Annotated in this window: 19 protein-coding genes; 13 read left to right on the plus strand and 6 right to left on the minus strand. The window is 70.6% G+C overall.

The genetic code is table 11. The features are described 5' to 3' along the window. The first annotated feature begins 158 nt into the window (after positions 1-158). Positions 159-869: a carbonic anhydrase gene (locus DK412_RS23915; RefSeq protein ID WP_109975459.1), complete on the plus strand. Its 711-nt coding sequence runs from the start codon at positions 159-161 to the stop codon at positions 867-869. 52 nt (positions 870-921) lie between these two features. Then, entirely contained in the window at positions 922-1,188 is a 267-nt protein-coding gene (locus DK412_RS23920) for a hypothetical protein (protein ID WP_109974003.1), read from the plus strand. Positions 1,189-1,273: 85 nt separating this feature from the next. Here the strand turns inward: DK412_RS23920 and DK412_RS23925 are convergent, their stop codons facing one another. After that, positions 1,274-2,521 carry a GGDEF domain-containing protein gene (locus DK412_RS23925; protein WP_109974004.1) on the minus strand — a complete coding sequence of 416 codons (1,248 nt, stop codon included), beginning with the start codon at positions 2,519-2,521 and terminating at the stop codon, positions 1,274-1,276. A gap of 320 nt (positions 2,522-2,841) precedes the next feature. On the opposite strand from DK412_RS23925, the gene DK412_RS23930 reads away from it, so the two are divergent. Both DK412_RS23930 and DK412_RS23935 read left to right on the plus strand, forming a co-directional pair. Then, positions 2,842-4,113, plus strand: coding sequence for a multidrug effflux MFS transporter (locus DK412_RS23930; RefSeq protein WP_109975460.1), 1,272 nt, complete (start codon positions 2,842-2,844; stop codon positions 4,111-4,113). A gap of 56 nt (positions 4,114-4,169) precedes the next feature. Beyond that, complete coding sequence (locus tag DK412_RS23935; protein WP_109974005.1) at positions 4,170-4,700, plus strand: DoxX family protein; 531 nt, start codon at positions 4,170-4,172, stop codon at positions 4,698-4,700. A 51-nt stretch (positions 4,701-4,751) separates the two neighbouring features. On the opposite strand, the gene DK412_RS23940 is transcribed toward DK412_RS23935, so the two are convergent. Together DK412_RS23940 and DK412_RS23945 are read right to left on the minus strand one after the other, a co-directional pair. Further along, positions 4,752-5,921, minus strand: coding sequence for a PAS domain-containing protein (locus DK412_RS23940; RefSeq protein WP_109974006.1), 1,170 nt, complete (start codon positions 5,919-5,921; stop codon positions 4,752-4,754). Positions 5,922-6,310: 389 nt separating this feature from the next. Then, positions 6,311-7,024: a response regulator transcription factor gene (locus DK412_RS23945; protein ID WP_109974007.1), complete on the minus strand. Its 714-nt coding sequence runs from the start codon at positions 7,022-7,024 to the stop codon at positions 6,311-6,313. Positions 7,025-7,355: 331 nt separating this feature from the next. Here DK412_RS23945 and DK412_RS23950 point away from each other — a divergent pair, with 331 nt between their 5' ends. The 4 genes from DK412_RS23950 (at position 7,356) to DK412_RS23965 (ending at position 11,838) form a co-directional block, all read left to right on the plus strand. Further along, positions 7,356-8,432: an extracellular solute-binding protein gene (locus tag DK412_RS23950; protein WP_109974008.1), complete on the plus strand. Its 1,077-nt coding sequence runs from the start codon at positions 7,356-7,358 to the stop codon at positions 8,430-8,432. Between the two features lie 164 nt (positions 8,433-8,596). Further along, a complete protein-coding gene (locus tag DK412_RS23955; RefSeq protein WP_109974009.1) occupies positions 8,597-9,508 on the plus strand; it encodes a hypothetical protein in 912 nt (303 codons plus the stop codon). A 487-nt stretch (positions 9,509-9,995) separates the two neighbouring features. Further along, on the plus strand, positions 9,996-11,381 hold the full coding sequence (locus DK412_RS23960) for an MATE family efflux transporter (protein WP_109974010.1): 1,386 nt from the start codon (positions 9,996-9,998) through the stop codon (positions 11,379-11,381). 4 nt (positions 11,382-11,385) lie between these two features. Further along, complete coding sequence (locus DK412_RS23965) at positions 11,386-11,838, plus strand: MaoC family dehydratase (RefSeq protein ID WP_109975461.1); 453 nt, start codon at positions 11,386-11,388, stop codon at positions 11,836-11,838. Positions 11,839-12,105: 267 nt separating this feature from the next. Here DK412_RS23965 and DK412_RS23970 read toward each other — a convergent pair whose 3' ends face one another. Next, complete coding sequence (locus DK412_RS23970) at positions 12,106-12,660, minus strand: sugar O-acetyltransferase (protein WP_280953996.1); 555 nt, start codon at positions 12,658-12,660, stop codon at positions 12,106-12,108. 100 nt (positions 12,661-12,760) lie between these two features. On the opposite strand from DK412_RS23970, the gene DK412_RS23975 reads away from it, so the two are divergent. Both DK412_RS23975 and htpG read left to right on the plus strand, forming a co-directional pair. Then, complete coding sequence (locus DK412_RS23975) at positions 12,761-13,318, plus strand: TetR family transcriptional regulator (RefSeq protein WP_109974012.1); 558 nt, start codon at positions 12,761-12,763, stop codon at positions 13,316-13,318. Between the two features lie 62 nt (positions 13,319-13,380). After that, the gene (gene htpG / locus DK412_RS23980) at positions 13,381-15,219 is read left to right on the plus strand and encodes a molecular chaperone HtpG (protein ID WP_109974013.1); all 1,839 of its coding nucleotides are present in this window, start codon (positions 13,381-13,383) and stop codon (positions 15,217-15,219) included. A 121-nt stretch (positions 15,220-15,340) separates the two neighbouring features. Here htpG and DK412_RS23985 read toward each other — a convergent pair whose 3' ends face one another. Beyond that, on the minus strand, positions 15,341-16,012 hold the full coding sequence (locus DK412_RS23985) for a transposase (RefSeq protein WP_204165412.1): 672 nt from the start codon (positions 16,010-16,012) through the stop codon (positions 15,341-15,343). Then, complete coding sequence (locus tag DK412_RS23990; protein WP_109973536.1) at positions 15,970-16,686, minus strand: hypothetical protein; 717 nt, start codon at positions 16,684-16,686, stop codon at positions 15,970-15,972. The genes DK412_RS23985 and DK412_RS23990 overlap by 43 nt, the downstream gene beginning before the upstream one ends. Before the next feature lie 356 nt (positions 16,687-17,042). Between DK412_RS23990 and DK412_RS23995 the strand changes: the two genes are divergently transcribed. The 3 genes from DK412_RS23995 to DK412_RS24005 all read left to right on the plus strand — a co-directional run bounded on the left by DK412_RS23995 (position 17,043) and on the right by DK412_RS24005 (position 22,699). Then, positions 17,043-18,017: a CoA ester lyase gene (locus DK412_RS23995; RefSeq protein ID WP_109974014.1), complete on the plus strand. Its 975-nt coding sequence runs from the start codon at positions 17,043-17,045 to the stop codon at positions 18,015-18,017. Between the two features lie 277 nt (positions 18,018-18,294). Then, positions 18,295-19,518, plus strand: coding sequence for an efflux RND transporter periplasmic adaptor subunit (locus DK412_RS24000; protein WP_109974015.1), 1,224 nt, complete (start codon positions 18,295-18,297; stop codon positions 19,516-19,518). 1 nt (position 19,519) lies between these two features. Then, positions 19,520-22,699 carry a multidrug efflux RND transporter permease subunit gene (locus tag DK412_RS24005; protein ID WP_109974016.1) on the plus strand — a complete coding sequence of 1,060 codons (3,180 nt, stop codon included), beginning with the start codon at positions 19,520-19,522 and terminating at the stop codon, positions 22,697-22,699. The last annotated feature ends 10 nt before the right edge of the window (positions 22,700-22,709 follow it).

Genomic DNA, 22,709 nt, shown 5'->3' on the forward strand with positions numbered 1-22,709 from the left:
ACCGAAGTCTCATCCCGGCCGCTTGCCGGGCCAGATGACGCACAGGGAGAGGCGTGACCCGGGGCAACCCGCCGGCCCCTCGCGACGTTCTCGGCGTCATGGCGCGGCCCTCGAACGGGCCCGCACGGTTGCGGCCGAGAGAGAGGAGGTTGCCGATGATGGACAACATCGTCCAGGGGTTCACCCAGTTCCGCGAGCAGGTGTTTCCGAGCCAGCGCTCGGTCTATCAGCGCCTCGTCCATGACGGCCAGAAGCCGAAGGCGCTGGTGATCTCCTGCGCCGATTCCCGCGTCGTGCCGGAGCTGATCACCCAGGCGGGCCCCGGCGAGCTGTTCGTCACCCGCAACGTCGGCAACATCGTGCCGCCCTTCGCCACCATGATGGGCGGCGTGACCGCGGCGGTGGAATACGCCGTGATGGCGCTCAACGTCCGGGACATCGTGGTCTGCGGCCACTCGGATTGCGGGGCGATGAAGGGCCTGCTCACCCCGGGCCTCGCCGAGAAGATGCCGAGCGTCGCGGCGTGGCTGCGCCACGGCGAGGCGGCGCGCAAGATCGTCTGCGACGCCTATCCGGACGACATCGACGACAAGCGCCGCCTCCACGCCCTGGCGATGGAGAACGTGCTCGCCCAGCTCAACCACCTGCGCACCCATCCGGCGGTGGCGAGCGCGCTCGCCTCGGGCCAGCTCACCCTGCACGGCTGGCTGTTCGAGATCGAGACCGGGCACCTGCTGGTCTATGACGGCGAGGCCGGGCGCTTCGTGGTCCTGGCCGAGGAGGACGCGCTGCCGGTGGCCGAGGCCGCGAACGCGCCGCGGCTCGCGGCGGCGGGCGTCGCCACCCCGGAGGTCAGGGCGGCCGAGTAAGGATGCAGATGGCGGATTGACAGGCGAGGGGCGGCGGGTGAGGACCCCCGGCATGGCCGAGACCCGACCCGACCGCTCCCGCGACGCCGCCTTCGCGTGGATCGCCGCCATCGCCACCCTGGCGACGATCCTCGTCGCGAATTTCGCGCCGGCCCGGGGGCCGGTGCCCCCACCGACCGTCGCGTCGCCGGCCGAGGATCCGGGCTGCCGCGAATGGACCGATTCCTGCCGCGTCTGCACCCGCGGCGCCGACGGGGTCCATTGCTCGACGCCGGGCTTCGCCTGCCAGCGCGAGGCCCTGCGCTGCACCGGGCGCTGATCGAGCCACGGCCCCGCCGGGGCGGCTCCCGTACCGTTCCGGACCTCGCCTGACGACGTCACCGGGCCGGGACGGCCCGGGCGGGTCAGGCGGATTTCACGATCACCGACACCGACGGGATCGCCGCGACGGAGTTGTGTTCCGCCAGGGCATGGCGGTTCCGCCCCAGGCGCTTGGCCCGGTAGAGGGCCTGGTCGGCCTTCGCGAGCAGGGCCTCCCGGGTGCACGCGACGCCCGCTTCCTTGAGCGCGATGCCGACGCTGACGGTGACGACGCCATGCCCGTCCGGGCGGCCCGGATGAACGATATGGAGCGCCTCCACGGCGCGCACCAGGGCGGCGGCGAGCCGGACCACCTCCGGCGCGCCGGCATCCCGCACGACGAAGGCGAACTCCTCCCCGCCGAAGCGGGCGGCCAGGATGTTGGGACCGGGCACGAAGGTCGCGAACAGCGTTGCGATCCGGCGCAGGCACGCATCGCCCTCGGGGTGCCCGAGGGTGTCGTTGAACGCCTTGAAGTGATCGACGTCGATCATCATCAGGGCGGCGGGACGCTCCTCGGCCAACCAGGCCTCGGCGGTCTCGTCGAGAGCGCGGCGGTTCGGCAGGCCCGTGAGGGCGTCGGTGCTCGACAAGCCTTGATAGCGGCGGCGCGCCGTCTCGGCCGCCATCGAGGCGTCCTGCGCCGCCAGGGTCCGCAGGTATTCACGGCAGCGCCGCTCCTCCATGCGATAATTGGCGTAGAGGCTGAAGAGGCAGGCGGTCTCGAATTGCACGCAGAAGGCGTCACGCAGGATCGGATCGAGGCCCACCTTGGTGTGAGCGGCCAGGATGGCGCAGGCGGATGCGACGGCCGAGAAGGCGAGGGCGTGGCGGAAGCGCATCGCGAGCAAGACGTTGCCGTAGATGATGACCAGGACCGGCTCGACGAACGTGTGGTTGCCGAGAGGGGCCCGCGTCAACCAGAACAACAGTATCGGAGCCACCACGCCCCCGATCATTCCGCCGAGGATCAGGCCTTCGCGAAGGACCGGCCCGACGCGGACGACCAGCCAGGCGATCGCCAGAGCCATCGGCGTCACCACCAGAAGGCGGGCCATGACGCTCAATTCGGCGATGTCCGGCGTCAGCGAGAAGCTGGTGAAGTTGTAGACGTTGTAGATGACCATCCCGACCAGGATGATCTGCGGCAGCCCGGCGGCGCGATCCCGGCCATGCTCCGCCTCGTGCCGCGCCTCGACGCAGGGATCGAACCGCAGCAGCCAGTCGAGATGCTCGATGGGGACGGGCTCGGGCACCCGCGGCGCGACGGGATCGTCAGCAGTCAAGGTCATGCCCTCTTGCTTGTCTTGCGACAGACCGGCTTCCGTTACGTCGAAATCATCTAACCGTTGATGAATGACCGGCAGGTCGTCGAATCAGAATTTTATCCTACATTACGGGGCGGCCGCCTTGTCGGAACAAGATCTAGTCGTTCGGCATGCAGGAGATCATCGGTCATATCACGCGCCAGCTGCCGCATCGCTGCCCGGGGCGGCGGGAGTCGCCGCATCGCAGCCATGCCCCGGCCCGCCTTGCGGGTGCGGGCGGTCTCCGGCACTGCTCGGCAACCGTGCCGGCTTCCCTTCCCGCGAGCCGGCCCCTCGGGATGACCATGGCGACCAGCGCGAGCGGCGGGGCGAGTCCCGTCGAGACCATCCGGGCCGAATCGGGCTGGGCAGGGCCCGGCTTCGTCGAGTTCGTGGCCCTGATGGCGCTGATGATGGGCCTGACCGCGGTCACCATCGACAGCTTCCTGCCGGCCTTCCCGGCGATCCAGCGCGACTTCGCGGTCCAGGATCCCAACCGGCTGCAATTGCTGGTCTACGTCTACATGCTGGGCTTCGGCACCGCCCAGCTCCTCTACGGCCCGGTCTCGGACGGGACCGGGCGGCGCCCGGCCCTGATCGTCGGCATCGGTATCTATCTCGCCGGCAGCGTGCTCGCGATGCTGGCGCCGAGCTTCGAGGTGCTGCTGCTGGCCCGCGCGATCCAGGGCGTGGGCGGCGCGGCGGGCCGCGTGCTCGCGGTGGCGATCGTGCGCGACCGCTACGAGGGCCGCGACATGGCCCGGGTGATGTCGTTCTGCATGATGGTCTTCCTCATCGTGCCGATCCTCGCCCCCTCGATGGGCGGCGCCGTGCTCGTTTTCGGCCACTGGCGCCTGATCTTCGGCATGATGCTGGCGCTCGCCCTCGTCACGCTCGCGTGGTTCGGCACGCGCCTGCCCGAGACCCTGCACCCCGCCTTCCGCCGTCCGGTCTCGGCCCGGGCGATCGGGGCGGGCATCGGCGTCACGGTGCGCACCCGCGCCTCGTTCGGCTACGCCACGGCGCTCGGCCTCACCACCGGCTGCATCATGGGCTATGTCGGCTCGGCGCAGGCCGTGTTCGACACCGGCCTCTACCATCTCGGGCCGCTGTTCCCGGTCGCCTTCGCGCTGATCGCCGGCGCGATGGGCGTCGCGACGCTGATCAACGCGCGCCTGGTGCGCCGGCTCGGCATGCGGCGGCTGGCGCATGCGGGCACGCTCGGGCTGTTCCTCGCCGCCTGCCTCCAGCTCGCGCTGGTCGTGGCCTTCGCGGGCACGCCGCCGCTGTGGCTCCTGATCGTCACCCTGGCCGCGTGCCAGTTCCTGATGAGCTTCGCGATGCCGAACTACAACGCCCTGGCGATGGAGCCGCTCGCGGCGATCGCCGGGACGGCATCGTCGTTCATCGGCTTCTACACCACGCTGCTCGCGGCGTTCTGCGGCCTCCTCGTCGGCCAGTCCTTCGACGGCACCGTCACCCCGCTCGCGATCGGTTACGGCGTCCTGAGCAGCCTCGCCCTCGCGATGGTGCTGTGGACCGAGCGCGGCCGGCTGTTCGGAAGCGGGGCCCGGTAGAGGCGCCTTAACCGGTCCCGCGCCACCGTCCCGGCATCGAAGTGAGGTGTCTCGGGATGGCTGCGCGCAACGACGGAATCCTGCTCGCCGGGCGGCTGCTCCTGGCCTCGTCCCTGCTGCCGGCGGCGATCGCGCGGGCGCTCAACCCCTCGGGCTTCGCGCTGACGCTGGCCGGCACCGGCATGCCCTACCCGAACGCGGTCGCGACCGCCTCGGTGGTGATCGGCCTCTTCGGGCCGCTGCTCCTCGCGCTCGGCCTCGTGCCGCGCCTCGTCGGCCTGGGCCTCGCCCTCCACGCGGTGGTGGCGGGGCTGCTGCTGCACCGGTTCTGGGAGTTCTCCGGCGCCGTCGCCCGGGTCGAGCAGGAGCTGTTCCTGGCCCAGCTCGGCCTCGCCGCCGGCTTCGTGCTCTACGCCGTCACCGGTCCGGGCCGCTGGAGCTGGCAGGGCTGGTGGCACGGGGCCGAGCGCGGCGCGATGCCCGCCGGCAAGGCCGCGAAGGAGCCTGCCAGGGATCCCGCGGCAAAGCCCGCCCGCAAGCGCGCTGCCGCGCCCCGCGGGCCCCGCCCGGCGAAGGCCGCGGCCTGAAGCCGCCACCCGGGCCCGCCGCGCGAGCCCCCGGACCGGAGGTCGGCCGCGTCAGGCCGACATTCGCTGCTCGCCGGCGCGGCGCGGGTTGATGTAGCGGCTCGAGACGTCGCAAGCGACCCCGATCAGCCGGGCGCGGCCGTCGGGCGCCGTCACCAGGCTGCCGCGAGCGGAGATCCAGCGCACGTGGCCATCGGGGTTGGCAACGCGGTACTGCGCGTCGTAGGTGCCCTCGCCGCGCAGGGCCGGTTCGAGGCTGGCGAGGACGGCCGGCAGGTCCTCCGGCAGGACCATCGCCAGGAACTCGTCGAGCGGTCCGCTCGTCTGGCCCATCAGCCCCTCGCCGAACTCCGAGCAGGTGACCTCCCGGGTCGACGGATCGACGTCCCAGGTCATCATCTCGGCCGCCGCGACAGCGAGGCGCAGCCGCTCCTCGCTGGTGCGCAGGGCCTCGGCGGCGCGGACCTGCTCGTCGATGTCGGCCATGGTGCCGACCCACTCGCGGATCGCCCCCTCGGTGTTCTCGAGCGGCACGGCGCGGCCGAGCATCCAGCGGTACTGGCCGTTGCGGTGGCGTACCCGGTAGGTCGCATCGAGCGGAGTCCCGCTCTGGCAGCAGGCCCGCCACAGGGCCTCGACGCCGGCACGGTCGGCCGGATGCAGGGTGGAGAGCCAGCCGAAGCCCTGAAGTTCGGTATCGTTCAGGCCGGTCCGCGCGCTCAGGCCGAAGGTCTGGATCAGCTGGCCGTCGGGACTCGAGCGCCATTCCACCGCCGCGCTCGCCTCCACGAGGGCGCGGTAGCGCTGCTCGCTCTCGTGCGCGCCTCCCACCGCCGGAACCGTCGACGGACCGGCGGGCGCGGGCGATCCCGCGACCGGCATGATCTGCCGGAAGCTCGGCTCGTAGCGGCCCAGCGGCAGGTCGATGCGCACCTCGAGCGGGCAGGCGGGATCGGCGTAGATCTGCTGCAGGACCTGCCGCAGGCGCCGGGCCTCGACCCGCACGATGGCGTCGGTCGCCGGGTCGAAGCTGGTCGACCGGCCGAGGGCGTCGGTCGCGATGGTGTAGGACTTCAGCAGGCTGCCGCGCCCGGCCAGGCTCTCGCGGACCACGTAGGCGAGGAAGGCCGAGAGCTGCGGCGATTTCCTCAGCGGCGGCAGGTTCAGCAGAGCGTTCAGGGTAGCGTGGATGTTCTCGGTCCCGATCGCTTCCCGATCCATCGCTCGTACCCACCGTGCCCCGCCACGCGGCCGATCGGAATTCGTCCGCGACGCGCCCTCGCTCCGTTGCGCCACGATTGAGGGTCAATCGATGATGCGAGCGCTTCCCGCCGGCCGATCCGCCACACCATAAGCTGATAAAGCAGCCAATCCCAGTGTCAAGACGTGAACGGTTCCAAGGTAATGACCCAGGGTCAGCATCAGTCAACTAATTGGCCGCCACAGGCCCGGCGATGACAGGCGACCGGGTTGAATTCGTTTCCCACGCCGCCTTGTGCGCATGGGAATAAAAGGAGCGGCGAAGCGGAAGTATTGCACGATGTTCTCACCGCGGGCGCTCCATCGGAAACGCCCCGTGATCGGCCGCGAGCGTCGATCGGCCGGGAGCCTCAATCGGCCAGGAGCCGCGCCCCCACCACCGCCGCCGCGGCCCGGTTCTGCACCCCGAGGCTGCGCAGGAGCGCCGCCATGTGGACCTTGACGGTGCCCTCGCCGAGCTGGAGCCGCCGGGCGATCTCCTTGTTCGAGCGCCCCTCGACCAGGAGCGCCAGCACGTCGCGCTGGCGCGGCGTCAGGTCGGGGATGCGCGGCTGGCGCCCGTCCTGGCGCCCGTCGGGACGCCAGTCCGGCCGGCCGTCGGAGGCGGGGCTGCGCGCTTCGAGCGCCGGGCGCGGGCCGGCGCCGTCGAGCACCGCCAGGGAGGCCGGCACGAAGATCTGGCCGTCGAGGATCATGCCCACCGCCCGGGTCAGCTCGGCCGAGCCGATGCCCTTCGGCACGTAGCCGTGGACGCCGACCTCGAGGGCGGTGAGGATCTTGTTGCGCTCGGTCGAGGCCGAGACCACCGCCACCTTCACCGCCGGGAAGCACTCGCGCACCGCGCTCAGGCTCCCGGGCCCCTCCATGCCGGGCATCGCGAGGTCGAACAGCGCCAGGGTCACGGCCCCCCGGCGCGTCGAGAGCTGGTCGAGGGCGGCATCGAGGGACCCGGTCTCGACGACCTCGGCGAAGCCGAAGCTGCGGGTGAGGATCGCCACCACGGCGAGGCGGAAGAAATCGTCGTCATCCGCGATCAAGGCGACTGGCGGAGTCGGTTGGGTCATACCGTGGCGTCTCTGGAAACGGTCCGTGCGGCAATCATCCTAGAGCAAGTCGGGGGCGCGTGGGTACCCTCCCGACAGGGAACAACTGGCAATATCAACGACCTATCGCATGGTCCGCGCTGAACCGGGAGTTGGGGCAAGTCGATACCGGATGTCGGACGGCCGACTTCCCGCGCGCGGAAGGGCGCGCGGAAGGGCACGAGCGGGCGCGGGAGGGCACGGGCCGCGGCCTGCGGCGCGTCACCGCATCGTCACCGGAGGATTCTACGCTGAGGGATGCGTGCATCGAGGCAGGAATCGGGGCAAGGTCCGATCGGAGACGGGGAGCGCGATGCGCAGGCCGGCATCGTCAGGCGGCCGACGAGCGAGCGGGAGCGGAGGACGGCGCGCGGCCGCCTGCCTCGTCGCCGGCTTCACGGCATGCGTCGTTGCGTGCCCGGCGCCCGCCGCCGCGGAGCGCACCCGGCTCGTCACCTACACCGCCCTCGAACCCGAGCAGCTCGACCCGATCCGCCGGGCGATCGAGGCGGCGGTGCCGGAGGTCGAGATCGCCTGGCAGCGCGCCTCGACCGGAATCATCACCGACCGCGTGCTCGCCGAGCGCGCGGCGCCGCAGGCCGACCTCCTCCTCGGCATCGCGGCCACCAGCCTGCTGCAATTCGAGGCCGCCGACCTCCTCGATCCCTACCGGCCCGCCGGCGTCGAGGCGCTGCGGCCGTTCTTCCGCGACCCGAGCCCGCCCTACAGCTGGACCGGCATGGACGCCTATCTGGGCGTCATCTGCTTCAACACCGAGGTGGCGGGCCGGGACCGGATCACGCGCCCGAGCTTCTGGCGCGACCTGCTCGGCCCCGCCCTGAAGGGGCGGATCGTGATGCCGGATCCGGCGGCCTCCGGCACCGGCTACCTGCTGGTCGCCGGCTGGCTCCAGACCCTCGGGGAGGAGGCGGGCTGGGCCTACATGGACGCGCTGAACGAGAACGTCGCCGCCTACCTGCCGAGCGGCTCGGGCCCGTGCCAGGAGGCCGCCGCGGGCCGCGCCGCCGCTGGCCTCTCGCTCGACATGCGGGCCGCCGCCGAGAAGGCGGCGGGCGCGCCCATCGACATCGTGGTGCCGGTCGACGGCACCGGCTGGGAGGCGGAGGGCTTCGCGGTCGTGGCCGGCCGGCCGCACCGGGCGCTCGCCCGGCGGGTGGCGGACTGGGCGGCGAGCCGCGAGGCCAACGCGCTCTACGCCCGCAGCTTCGCCATCGTGGCCTATCCGGGCGTCTCCAGCCCGGGCCCGCTCTACCCGCCCCACGCCGAGGCGCGGATGATCCGCAACGACCTCGAGTGGATGGCCCGCAACCGGCCCCGCATCCTGGCCGAGTGGCGCCGCCGCTACGGCGCCAAGGTCCGCCGGCCCTGATCCACCTGCCCTGATCCACCTGCCCTGATCCACCTGCCCTGATCGGCTCCCGCCGACCGGCGAGGGCGGATCCGGCGCCCGGTCATCTTTCCTTTTCCGCTGCGCCGTAGCAGACCCGCTCGGGTGGCGGATCTCCCCTCGCGGGACCGCGAGCAGGGAAGCGGATGTATCACGCGGGCAAGGACGGCTGGCTCTTCCTCACCGGGGGCACCAACGAGGTCGCGGACCAGTACCGGCGGATCCGCCCGATGGACCGGGTGCTGCGCCTGTGGCGCCGGCAGATCCAGCGGCGCATCCGCCGCTGCCAGGGCCTCGGCAGCCGCTACCTGCACCTGGTGGTGCCCGAGAAGCTCAGCATCTACGAGGACCGCTTCGACGGCCTGACCCTCGACCCGCGCCTCGGGCCGGCCCGCCGCCTCGGCACCCTGATGCGCTGGTCCTGGCCGGGGCGCCGGGCCTGGATCGACCTCGTCGGGCCGATGCGGGCCCGGCGGGACGAGAATCTGCACTACCGGACCGACACGCACTGGAACATCCACGGCTGCCTGCTCGCCTACCGGCTGGTCTGCCGGGCCTGCGGCGCCGCCCCGCGCACCGACTTCCTGGCGCGGCCGTTCGACGAGTTCGACGCCGTGCTCGACATCGGCAACAAGCTCGACGCGCCGCCCCTCGAGACCGTGCGCAACTACCGGCTCTTCCGCGATGCCGAGCGGGTCGGCGGCGGCCGCCTCATCGACGCCTACGCCGCCGCCGGCCGCCTCGGCGAGCTGCATAGCGGCGCCCACGCGGTCTACCGCAACGCCTCCCCGGAGGCCGATCCCCGCACCCTGGTGCTGTTCGGCGATTCCTGCGCCAACTTCTCCGAGAACGGCCTGACCGCGATGCTGGCCGAGACCTTTCGCGAGGTCCACTTCATCTGGTCGTCGAGTCTCGACTGGGGCTACATCGAGCGGATCCTGCCCGACATCGTGCTCTGCGAGCAGGTCGAGCGCTTCCTGCCGCGCGTGCCGGAGGACGATTTCGACCTCGCCTCCGCCGAGGCGGAGCGGCTGGCGGCTCTGGGGGTGGTGGCGTAGGGGCTTGGAGATTCAGGCCGATCCGCCGGCCTGGCCTGTACGCCGACGCGGCGCCGTACCAAGATGGCCCAGCCGATCGGCGATCCAACACCGTCGAAGAGATCGCCAATACCAAGCAGGACATCGCGACTGCGAATGCAACCCCCTTTCCCGGACGACTGCAGCGTCAGGGGAAGGAGATCCGGGATCCAGCATAAGAAGTCGCGAAGCGTCTCTATGTCTGCAACGTTGCGGAGAGACGGACGCTTCGCGACTCTTTGTGCTGGATCCCGGATCTCCTTCCCCTTCGTTTCAGTCGTTCGGGAAAAGGGGGCGAGCTTGCGCGAGGCGAGGGATCCGCGGGATGCGCTGGCAGGCCACCATCCCGGATCGTACCCGGACGACAGCAATCCACCACCTTCCGGCTTGACGAGAAACTTGCATATGCCACTAATTGCGCGGCGCCGGACCCGCCGGCCGCATTGACGTGAACGAGGAGTGCGGCCCGATGGACGCGCGCACCCACCGCCTGCTCCACGCCCCGATCGGCGCGACGCTGCTGCGCCTCGCGGCGCCGAACGTCGTCGTGATGCTGGTCCAGGCCCTGGTCGGGCTGATCGAGACCGCCTTCGTCGCCGGGCTCGGCACCGATGCGCTCGCCGGCATGGCGCTGGTCTTTCCGGTCCTGATGCTGGTGCAGATGATCTCCGCCGGCGCCATGGGCGGCGGCATCCTGTCGGCGGTGGCGCGCGCGCTCGGGGCCGGGCGGCGGGCGGAGGCCGATCGGCTGCCGTGGTACGCCGCCGCCATCGCCCTCGTCCTCGGCCTCCTCACGACAGTTCTCGACCTCGCCTTCGGGCCGGCGCTCTACCGGGCGATGGGGGGCGAGGGCGCCTCGCTCCAGGCGGCCACCACCTATGGGGGCGTGGTCTTCTGCGGCGCTGTGCTGGTCTGGCTGTTCAATGCGCTCGCGGCGGTGATCCGCGGCACCGGCAACATGGCGCTGCCGGCGATCGTCATCAGCGTCGGCGCCGCCGTGCTGGTGCCGCTCTCCCCGGCCCTCATCTACGGGGTCGGACCGGTGCCAGGCCTGGGCATCGTCGGCGGCGGCGTCGCGGTGCTGGCCTACTACGCCGCCGGCAGCCTCGTCTTCGCCCATCATCTCTGGGCCGGGCGCGGCCTGCTGCGGCCCGCTCCCCGCCCGCCGCGTCTCGCCTGGGCGCCCCTGCGCGACATCCTGCGGATCGGTGCCGTCTCGTCGATCGTCAGCGCCACCACCAACGTCACCATCGCCGCCGCCACCGCCTTCGCGGGCGCGGCCGGGCCGGCGGCGGTCGCGGGCTACGGCACGGGAGCGCGCCTCGAATACCTGCTCGTGCCCCTCGTCTTCGGCCTCGGCGCGCCGATCGGCGCGATGGTCGGCACCTGCATCGGTGCCGGCGACCGGGCCCGCGCCCTCAAGGTGGCCTGGACCGGGGCGGCGATCGCCGGGGCGCTGACGGAGGCCATCGGCCTTGCCGCCGCCTTCTGGCCGCTGCCGTTCCTGAGCCTGTTCGGCCACGACCCGCAGATGCTCGCCACGGGCAGCCGCTACCTCCATCTCGTCGGGCCGTTCTACGGATTCGCCGGGATCGGGCTCGCCCTCTACTTCGCCTCGCAAGGCGCCGGCCGGGTCGGCTGGCCGCTCGTGGCGGGGCTCGCCCGCATGGCGGTGTCGATCGGCGGCGGCGTCCTGGCCTTGCGCCTCGGCCTCGGGCTGGACGGGGTCTTCCTCGCGCTCGGCCTCGGGCTCGCCGCCCTCGGGCTCATCAATGCCGGCGCGGTCGCAGCCGGGGTATGGTTTCGCGGGGAGCGGGCGCCGACGCCCGTCCTCGCCGCAGCGGGAGGGGAGTAGGATGATGCGGGAGCTGTTCCTCGACGACCTGGCGCCGGGCCAGGTCTACGGCTCGGGCGAGACCACCGTGACCGAGGCCGACATCGTCCGCTTCGCCGGGGATTTCGATCCGCAGCCCTTCCACCTCGACGCCGAGCGGGCCAAGGCGACCTTCTTCGGCGGGCTCGCGGCGAGCGGCTGGCACACCGCGTCGCTCACCATGCGGCTCCTCGTCGGCAGCGAGATGCGGCTCGCCGGCGGCATCATCGGAGCCGGCATGGACGAGCTGCGCTGGCCCAAGCCCCTGCGCCCGGGCGACACGATCCGGCTCGAGAGCGAGGTGATCGAGGTACGCCCCTCCCGCTCGCGGCCGAGCCAGGGCCTGGCGAAGGTGCGCACCACGACGTTGAACCAGCACGGCGAGGCGGTGCAGGTGCTGGTGGCGAATCTGCTGGTGGTGCGGCGGCCGGAGGGGTGAGGAGAATTTTACATCGACGGACGGTCTCGACGGTCTTGGCACCCGCCGGGTCATTCCGGGGCCGCACAGCGGAGCCCGGGATCCAGAACCGCAGGTCGTCCAGAATGAAGCGGAGGGCGTCGCGCCTCGTTCTGCATCACCTGCGGTTCTGGGCGTGCCTGCGGCACCCCGGGCTCTGGCCTTAGGCGAGCCCCGGGATGACCCTGTGAGGTGGATGCGTCGATGTCAGTTCGTCACGCACGGGCCTCGGACGTTCTTCTCGACGGCTCAGCCCGCTACCCGCACCCGCGCCGGATTGCCGACCGCGATGCCCCCCGCCGGCACGTCGCGGGTGACCACGCTGCCGGCCCCGATGATGGCGTCGTCGCCGATCGTCACCCCCGGCAGGATCATCGCGCCGCCGCCGATCCAGACATTCGCCCCGATCACGACCGGCCGGCCGAATTCGAGCATCTGCTTGCGCTGGACCGGATCGCGTGGGTGATCGGCGGTGAGGATCTGCACGCCCGGCCCGATCTGCGTCATGTCGCCGATCGTCACCTGCACCACGTCGAGGATGCAGCAGTTGAAGTTCAGGAAGACGCCGCGGCCGAGGCTGATGTTGTAGCCGTAGTCGCAGAAGAAGGGCGGGCGGATGTTGCAGCCCTCGCCGACTCGGGCGAAGGCCTCCGCCATCAGCGCCTGCCGCTCCGGCTGGCTCAACGTGTTGCTGGCATTGTAGCGGTCCATCCACGCCGAGATGCGCCGGTTGTCGGCCGCGAGCTCCGGATCGTCGGCGATGTAGAGCTCGCCGGCGAGCATCTTCTGCTTCTGGCCCGTCATGGTCATCGCGTCCGGTCCTCCGCTAGGGTCGGCGCGAGAGTCGCGCCGATGCGTACATATGTACGCATCGCGACCGAAAGCCAACCGACGCGAGACCCGCTTGCCCGCCGCCACCCGCCGCCACGATCCCGACCGCCGCGCCCGCATCCTGCGGGCGGCCCTCGACACGATCGCCGCGCACGGCGTCGCCGGCACCACGCACCGGCGGATCGCCGCCGCGGCCGACGTGCCGCTCGGCTCGATGACCTATCATTTCGCGAGCCTCGACGATCTCCTGACCGAGGCGTTCACGCTGCTCGCCGACGACGTGTCGGCCCGGTTCACCGAGCGGCTGGCGGCCGCCGGAACCCGTGCGGAGGCCTGCGAGGCCGTCGTCGATCTCGTCGTCGACGACGCCTGGGCCACGCCCCGCAACCTGCTCTTGAGCTACGAGCTCTACGCCTACGCCGCCCGGGTGCCGGCCCTGCGGCGCGTGATGCAGGGCTGGATGGGCAAGAGCCGCGCGGCCCTGGAGCAGCACTTCGCGCCCGAGACCGCACGCGCCCTCGACGCGATGATCGAGGGCCTGTCGATCCACCGCTCGGTCGATCTCGCGCCGGCCGGCCGCGACGAGGTCCGGGCGATCGTCGCCCGCCTGACCGCGCCGCCGCTTCCTTGAAAAGCCCGGCCCGGCCCCGCATATCCGCCCGCGACGATTTGTTCCCAACGGAGAACCGACACGTGAGCGAGACTGTGGAGCGGCATTCGTTCGGCGCCGAGGTCGGGCGCCTCCTGGACCTCGTGGTCCACGCCCTCTACTCCGAGCGCGAGATTTTTCTCCGCGAGCTGGTCGCCAACGCCGCCGACGCGGTCGACCGGCGCCGGTTCGGGGCACTGACCGATTCCGCCCTGGCGCTGCCGGCGGATGCCAAGGTGCGGATCAACCCCGACAAGGCGGCACGGACCCTGACCATCTCGGATCCCGGGATCGGCATGGGGAAGGACGAGCTGGCGCAGAATCTCGGCACCATCGCGCGCTCCGGCACCCGGGCCTTCAGCCAGTCGCTCGCCGACGCCAAGCCCGAGGAGCGCCCGAGCCTGATCGGCCAGTTCGGCGTCGGCTTCTACTCCGCCTTCATGGTCGCCGACCGGGTCGAGGTCACCTCGCGCAAGGCCGGATCGGACGAGGCCTGGACCTGGGCCTCGGAGGGGCAGGGCGAGTACACCCTGGCGCCCGCCACCAAGCCTGAGGCCGGCACCGACATCGTGCTCCACATGAAGGCCGATGCGGAGGAGTATCTCGAGCCGCTGCGCCTCGAGACCATCGTGCGCAAGTGGGCCGACCACATCACCGTGCCGGTGACGCTCGTGCGCGACGGCGAGGAGGTGCCGAGCACCAAGGGCACGGCGCTCTGGCGAAAAGCCAAATCCGAGGTGAGCGAGGAGGAGTACACCGAGTTCTACCGCCAGGTCGCGCACGCCTTCGACAAGCCCTGGGCGACGCTGCACTGGCGGGCCGAAGGCCAGCTCGAATTCACCGCGCTGCTGTTCGTGCCGGGCATGAAGCCCTTCATGGCGGTCGAGGAGGAGCGCGAGAGCAAGGTGCGCCTGCACGTGCGCCGGATGTTCATCACCGACGACGCCGGGCTGCTGCCGTCCTGGCTGCGCTTCGTCAAGGGCGTGGTCGATACCGAGGACCTGCCGCTCAACGTCTCGCGCGAGATGCTGCAGGCCACGCCGGTGCTGGCCCGCATCCGCCGCGCCGTCACGGCGAAGGTGCTCTCGGAGCTGAAGACCCGCGCGAAGGACGCGGAGAGCTACGCCACCTTCTGGCAGGCCTTCGGGCCGGTGCTGAAGGAGGGCTTGTGGGAGGATGCCGAGCACCGCCAGGACATCGCCGGCCTGCTGCGGTTCCGCTCCTCGACCGTCGAGGGCTGGACCTCGCTGGCCGACTACGTCTCGCGGATGAAGCCGAACCAGGAGGCGATCTACATCCTGGTCGGCGACGACACCGAGGCGCTGAAGCGCTCGGCCCAGATCGAGGGTTTTTCCGCCCGCGGCCTCGAGGTGCTGCTGCTCTCCGACCACGTCGATGCGTTCTGGCCCGAGCGGATGGACACGTTCGAGGGCAAGCCGATCCGCAGCATCACGCAAGGGGGCGACGACCTCTCGGCCTTCGAACCGGAGGTCTCCGAGGGCGACACCCCGGCCGACCTCGCCGACCTGCTGCCGAAGCTGAAGGAGGCGCTCAAGGACGACGTCTCCGACGTCAAGGCGAGCCAGCGCCTCGTCGACAGCGCCGTCCTGCTCTCGGCCCCGGCCTTCGGGCCGGACCTGCAGATGCAGCGCCTCCTGCGCCGCGCCGGCCGCGGCGCCGGCGGCATGGGCGGCCAGCCGGTGCTGGAGCTGAACCCGCGGCACCCGCTGATCCGCCGCATCGCCGAGCGCGCGGCGGCGGGCGAGGATGTGGGGGAGGCGGCCCAGACGCTGGTCGACCTCGCCCACGTCCAGGGCGGCGACCCGCCGCGCGACCCGGTCGCCTTCGCGCGCCGGGTGGCAGCGGCTTTGGCGCAGGGCTGAGGACCGGCCGGTTGCAAAGGAGGGAGGGGGCGAGGAGCCTCCTCCCTCTTTTCGTATGTCCTGCGGCGCTCGCTGACAGATTCCGGACAATATCGAGCGCGTCTCCCCTCTCCCGAGTGGGCTACGGCCTTGACGGAAGTGAGTCTCTCGCGAGGAGGGCACCGGCGAGCATGGCCGAGAAGCGCTCCCATCCGCGCGCGACGACCTTGGGACCGGGTGGCGAGTTGGGAGCGTTCCAGCCGCCGTGGCGGGCCACGATCCACTCTAACCAGCTCAGGTTGCCGACGGGGTGAGGGTTGCGCAGGCGGTCCGTGCTGCCCTCGCAGGCCCGCCCCAGTTCCGCGACCACTGGCAGAGCCGCCTTATCCAGAACGTCCTGCATCGGTCGTCGGCTGCCGTCGCGGGCATCGACCAACTGCAGGATCCGCACGGCGGCTCCCAGCGCCAAGGCACTCAGCCGGAACAGCTTGTCTGGCACCCGCACCTGTGTCTCGTCCAGGCCGAGCCCGTCGCGCTTGAGAGCGCGGAACACCTCCTCGATCCGCCACCTCAACCGGTACAGCCGCACCATGTCCTGCGCGGCGGCGGCATCCGGCACCGCCCGCGTCGTCAGAAGCCGCCAGCACAAGGGCGTCACGCCCACAGGCGGCTCGAGTTCCTGCACGCAGACGCCATGCAGCCTCAGGCTGGCCGGCTCGCGGGCGCCTGGGCCGGAGGGACGGACCACCTCGACCGGTCCGGCCTGCAGCCTCACCTTGGCGATGCGGGCCGGCACCCCAGGGCGAGCCGGCACCTCCACGGTGCCGGTTGTCGCGACGGGCCATGACGCCTTGTCCTGAAGGCTGCCCCTTCAACCAGTGGCCGGTCATGGCGTGCCCGCACCAGAAGATCGCTGCCCGCGGGCCGACGGGCGAAGTGGCTGTAGATGTCGCCCTCCTGGTCGGCGACCACGATCAAGCTCCGGGCCGTGTCGGCCAAAGCCGTCGCGGCAGCGGCCGCTCCGGTGATCCAGCGCTGGCTCTCCTTGTCCTCGACTGGCCGCCGGTGACGTGGCGCCGTCTGGCGGGCGGCGCGGGTCCAGAGCTGGGCGTCGACCAAGCCCAGCACCGCCTCGTCCTCGGCATCGACGGCGATGACCGGGTGCAGGAAGAAGCCGGGATTGCGGCCGTTGCCGGCCGGCCCCAGGCCATGGCGGCCAGCAGCAGCTGGGGTGAAGTTGATCTCGCTCGTGTCCTGGACGGCCACGATCGGACGCCCGGCGCAGGCCTGGGCCGTGCGGGCTGCAAAAGCCTGCAGGATGCCCTGCCAGTCAGCGCAGGGCGAGGAAAGGTAGCGATGGGCGGCCGCCGTACCGGCTTCGCTGCCGCCCACCGTGCTCAGCACCACGCTGCCGGTGGTGACGATCCGCTCAAACAGCCACGCCCCCCGGGCCTCGGTGCGTACGTCGCCCGATCCAAAGCCTCGCATCGGTTGTCCTCGCTGAACCGCAAAGACGCCCAACTCACAGACGCCGAACCATTTCCGTCAAGGCCGTAGCCCACACGGGAGAGGGGAGACGCGCTTTATCCTGACCCGATCGCCCTGGCCTATTGGGGCATTCCGGCCGCTGCGCGACGCGGGTATCGTTCGCTTGCAAGTACTGCCCGGACACCAGTCCCACCAGGATGATCGGATGACCCGACACGTCCCGGACGGCAGGAGATGCACCCGCACCGGCATTGTCCCCGACTAACCCGTCCACGAGCGGGACGAGGGGAGCCCCCACCTTCTGGTGCATTGTCTTCCGCAAAGGAATTCCGAACGATCGCCAGGGAGGAACCCCGATGAGCTTCACTCTCGTCCAGCAAGCCACGCCGCGCCTGCACCGCTCCGAGCTGGCGGTGCCGGGCTCGAACCCGACCTTCATGGAGAAGTCGGCGAAATCCGCCGCCGACGTGATCTTCCTCGACCTCGAGGATGCGGTGGCGCCCGACGACAAGGAGCAGGCGCGCAAGAACATCGTCCAAGCCCTCAACGACATCGACTGGGGGACGAAGACGATGATGATCCGCATCAACGGTCTCGACACCCACTACATGTACCGCGACGTGATCGACATCGTGGAGGCCTGTCCGCGCCTCGACATGATCCTGATCCCGAAGGTCGGCGTGCCAGCCGACGTCTACGCCATCGACGTGCTGGTGACGCAGATCGAGCAGGCGAAACGCCGCGAGAAGACGATCGGCTTCGAGGTGCTGATCGAGACGGCGCTCGGCATGGCCAACGTCGAGGCGATCGCCCAATCCTCGAAGCGCCTGGAGGCGATGTCCTTCGGCGTCGCCGACTACGCCGCCTCCTTGCGCGCCCGCTCGACCGTGATCGGCGGCGTCAACCCGGACTACGCGGTACTCACCGACAAGGACGAGGCCGGCGGGCGCCAGACCCACTGGCAGGATCCGTGGCTGTTCGCCCAGAACCGGATGCTGGTCGCCTGCCGCGCCTATGGGTTGCGGCCGATCGACGGGCCGTTCGGCGATTTTTCCGATCCGGACGGCTACCGCTCGGCGGCCCGGCGCTGCGCGGCCCTCGGCTTCGAGGGCAAGTGGGCGATCCACCCCTCGCAGATCGATCTCGCCAACGAGGTCTTCACCCCGAGCGAGGCCGAGGTGACCAAGGCGCGGCGGATCCTGGCGGCGATGGAGGAGGCGGCCAAGGCCGGCCGCGGCGCCGTCTCCCTCGACGGGCGGCTCATCGACATCGCGTCGATCCGCATGGCCGAAGCGCTGATCGGCAAGGCCGATGCCATGGCGCGGGCGTGAGAGCCTTCTCCGGCGGCATCGATCGCATGCCGCCGGCTGACATCTCTCGACGCCGTCCCGGGTTCCGCCGCGCGGCCCCGGGATAACGGGGAGGGGATGGTTACCCGCGGCGGCGGGAGGGCAGGCCTGCCCGCCGCGCAGAAACGACGCACGGTCCTCGCATAATGCAGAAACAGTCCAATGTCATACGCCTGAAGCATGCTGGTCCGGTGAACCGCTTCGGCGGATCGGACATTTGTCTTCGGGCCGGCTCCGGACTTGTGGAAGCGCGCGACCGATGAGATCAGAACAGGGCGCTGGACGAAAGAAGCGCCGGCGCGGTGGATGGCTGCTGGCCCTCGCGATCCTGGCCGGCGCCGGCGGCGCCTATGCGTGGCAGAGCCGCCAGCACGCCGAGAGCGCGAAGCCTGCCGCGAGGGCGCCGGCCGCGGTGCCGGTGACGTTCGCCCAGGTGGAGCAGGGCCCGTTCGCGGTGGTGCTCGGCAGCCTCGGCACGGTGCAGGCCTACAACACCGTGCAGGTGCGCAGCCGGGTCGACGGCGAGATCCTGAAGATCGGCTTTCGCGAGGGCCAGGTGGTGAAGAAGGGCGACCTGCTCGCCCAGGTCGATCCGCGCCAGTACCAGGCCGCCCTCGACCAGGCCAAGGCGAAGAAGGCCCAGGACGAGGCCAACGTGAAGAACGCCAAGGCGGATCTCGAGCGCTACACCAAGCTCGGCGACTACGCTTCGCGCCAGCAGACCGACACCCAGGCCGCCACGGTGAACCAGCTCACCGCCCAGATCGCCGCCGACCAGGCGGCGATCGACAATGCGGCGACGCAACTCTCCTACGCGACGATCCAGGCGCCGATCGACGGCGTCACCGGCTTCCGCCAGATCGACGTCGGCAACATCGTCAACGCCGCGCAGCAGACCGCGATCGTCACCATCACCCAGGTCGAACCGATCTTCGTGGTCTACACCGCACCCGAGGAGCAGCTGCGCGAGGTGACGAAGGCGCTCGCCGCCGGGCCGGTGCCGGTCGAGGCCTGGAGCACCGACGGGATGACCCGGCTATCGGAGGGCCGCCTCGACCTCGTCAACAACCAGGTCGACACCGCGACCGGCACGGTGCGGCTCAAAGCCTCCTTCGCCAACAAGGACCACGCGCTGTGGCCGGGCCTCTCGGTCTCGACGAAGATGCGCACCGGCACGATCCCCGACGCCGTCACGGTGCCGGACGACGCGGTGCAGCACGGGCCGAAGGGGCTCTACGCCTTCGTGGTCGACGACCAGAGACGCGCTCACATGCAGGCGATCAGCGTCGGCCGCTCCACCGACGGCCGCACCCAGGTGACGAAGGGGCTGAATCCCGGCCAGACCGTGATCTGGCGCGGCCAGTCGCGGGTGCAGGAGGGGGCGCTCGTCGCCGAAGCGAAGCCTGTGGCAGCCGAAAAGCCTGTGGCACAGGACGCGCATCGCGCGGACAACGCCGCCCTGGCGCAGAGCGAGGCGCGCTGACATGCAGTTCGGGTCCGGGCAGGAGAATGCCGCGCGTACCGGCATCTCCGGCTACTTCATCCGCTTTCCCGTTGCGACCTCGCTCATCATGGCGGGGATCCTGTTCATCGGCATCGTCGCCTACCCGCTGCTCGGCGTGGCGCCGCTGCCGCAGGTCGACTTCCCGACGATCCAGGTGACGGCGCAGCTGCCCGGCGGCAGCCCGGAGACGATGGCCTCGTCCGTGGCCCAGCCGCTGGAGCGCCAGTTCGCCCAGATCCCCGGCGTGAGCCAGATGACCTCGACGAGCGCTCTCGGCATCTCGTCGATCACGGTGCAGTTCGACCTCAACCGCAACATCGACGCGGCCTCGAACGACATCCAGGCGGCGATCAACGCGGCCGGCGGGCAATTGCCCAAGACCCTGCCGAGCCCGCCGACCTACCGCAAGGTGAATCCGGCCGATTCGCCGATCCTGCTGCTCTCGGTCACCTCCGACACCCTGCCGCTGATCGAGGTCGACGACGCCGCCGACGTGCAGCTGGCGCAGCGCATCAGCCAGGTCTCGGGCGTCGGCCAGGTCCTGATCGGCGGCCAGCAGAAGCCAGCGGTGCGGGTGCAGATCGACCCGGCGAAGCTCGTCGCCAAGGACCTGTCGCTGGAGGACGTGCGCACCCAGCTCTCGATCACCACGGTCAACAGCCCGAAGGGCAGCTTCGACGGCGCGACCCGCAGCTACACCGTCTACGCCAACGACCAGCTGACGCTCGCCAAGGACTGGAACGACGTCATCATCGCCTACCGCAACGGCGCGCCGTTGCGGGTGCGCGACATCGGCGCGGCGGTGGCGGGGCCGGAGGACACCAAGCAGGCGGCCTGGGCCAACGGCCAGCGCGGCGTGTTCCTGGTGATCTTCAAGCAGCCCGGCGCCAACGTCATCGAGACGGTGGACCGGATCAAGGCCGAGTTGCCGCGCATCACCGCCTCGCTGCCGGCGGGCGTGAAGGTGCAGACGCTCAGCGACCGCACCCAGACCATCCGCGCCTCGGTCGAGGACGTGCAGTTCACGTTGGCTCTCACCATCGCGCTGGTGGTGGCGGTGATCTTCGTGTTCCTGCGCTCGGTCTGGGCGACCATCATCCCGAGCGTGACGGTGCCGCTGGCGCTGCTCGGCGCCTGCGCGCTGATGTGGATGGCCGGCTACACCCTCGACAACCTGTCCCTGATGGCGCTCACCATCGCGGTCGGCTTCGTCGTCGACGACGCGATCGTGGTGCTGGAGAACATCGCCCGCTACGTCGAGGAGGGGATGAAGCCGATGCAGGCGGCGCTCAAGGGCGCCGGCGAGATCGGCTTCACCATCGTGTCGATCTCGGTCTCGCTGATCGCGGTGCTGATCCCGCTGCTGCTCATGGGCGGCATCATCGGCCGGCTCTTTCGCGAGTTCGCGGTGGTCCTGTCGATGACGATCGGCGTCTCGGCCTTCGTGTCGCTGTCGCTGACCCCGATGATGGCCTCGCGCTTCCTGAAGGAGCACAAGGGCGAGCAGCACGGAAAGCTCTACCGCTGGAGCGAGCGCGTCTTCGACGGGATGCTGCACGCCTACGAGTCGGCCCTCGACGTAGCGCTCCGCCACCACGTCGTCACCTTCCTGACCTTCCTCGGCACGGTCGCCCTCACCGGCTACCTCTTCGTCGTCATCCCGAAGGGCTTCTTCCCGCAGCAGGATACCGGCCTCATCCAGGGCATCACCGAGGGCGGGCAGGACATCTCGTTCTCCGCCATGGAGGACCGCCAGCGGGCGGTCGGCGCGGTGATCCAGGCCGATCCGGATGTGGCGAGCGTCGCGATGTCGATCGGCGGCAGCGGCCAGGCGCTCAATTCCGGCCGGATGTTCATCACCCTCAAGCCCCGGGACGATCGCGAGGCGAACGCCTTCCAGATCATCGACCGGCTGCGGCCGAAGCTCGCGCAACTCGAGGGCGTCAAGGTCTTCCTCCAGGCCGCGCAGGACGTGCGGACGGGGGGACGCTCCTCGCGCACCCAGTTCGAGTATACGCTCCAGGATCCGAACCTCGACGAATTGAACACCTGGTCGCCGCGCCTCCTCGACAAGCTCAAGACCCTGCCGGAATTGCGCGACGTCGCCACCGACCAGCAGACCAGCGGCACGACGCTGACCCTGTCGATCAACCGCGACGCCGCCTCGCGCTTCGGCATCACGCCGCAACTGATCGACGACACGCTCTACGACGCGATCGGCCAGCGCCAGGTGGCGCAGTACTTCACCCAGCTCAACAGCTACCACGTGGTGATGGAGATCCTGCCGGCGCTCCAAGGCAACCCGGATTCGTTGCGCAACATCTACGTGAAGTCGCCGACCACCGGCGGGCAGGTGCCGCTCGCGGCCTTCGCCACCTGGACCACCGAGCCGGTGCGGCCGCTCTCGATCAGCCACCAGGGTCAGTTCCCCTCGGTGACGATCAGCTTCAACCTCGCGCCGAACGTCGCACTCGGCCAGGCGACGAATGCGATCGATGCCGCCGCCAAGGAGATCGGCGTGCCGGCGACGCTCGCGACCGGATTCCAGGGCACCGCGCAGGCGTTCCAGCAATCGCTCTCGACGGTGCCGCTGCTGATCGCCGCCGCGCTCGTGGTGGTCTACCTGATCCTCGGCATCCTCTACGAGAGCTACATTCACCCGCTGACGATCCTCTCGACCCTGCCCTCGGCCGGCGTCGGCGCGCTCGCGATGCTCCTGTGGTTCGGCTACGATTTCAGCCTGATCGCGCTGATCGGCATCATCCTGCTGATCGGCATCGTGAAGAAGAACGGCATCATGCTGGTCGACTTCGCGATCGTCGCCGAGCGCCACGAGGGCATCGGGCCGGAGGAGGCGATCCGCAAGGCGGCCCTCCTGCGCTTCCGCCCAATCCTGATGACCACGATGGCGGCGCTTCTCGGCGGCATCCCGCTGATGTTCGGCACCGGCACCGGCTCGGAGATCCGCCAGCCGCTCGGCTACGCCATGGTCGGCGGCCTCGCGGTGAGCCAGGTGCTGACGCTGTTCACCACCCCGGTGATCTACATCTACCTCGACAAGCTCGCGACCTTCCTGTCCGGCGGCTCGCACGGGCCGCACGGCGAGGAGGAGGCGCCGGAGGAGGAGGCGCCGCGGCAGCTCCGCGAGGCGGCGGAGTAGGGGCGCAAGT

The sequence above is a fragment of the Methylobacterium sp. 17Sr1-1 genome, from assembly GCF_003173775.1.
Taxonomy (GTDB): Bacteria; Pseudomonadota; Alphaproteobacteria; order Rhizobiales; family Beijerinckiaceae; genus Methylobacterium.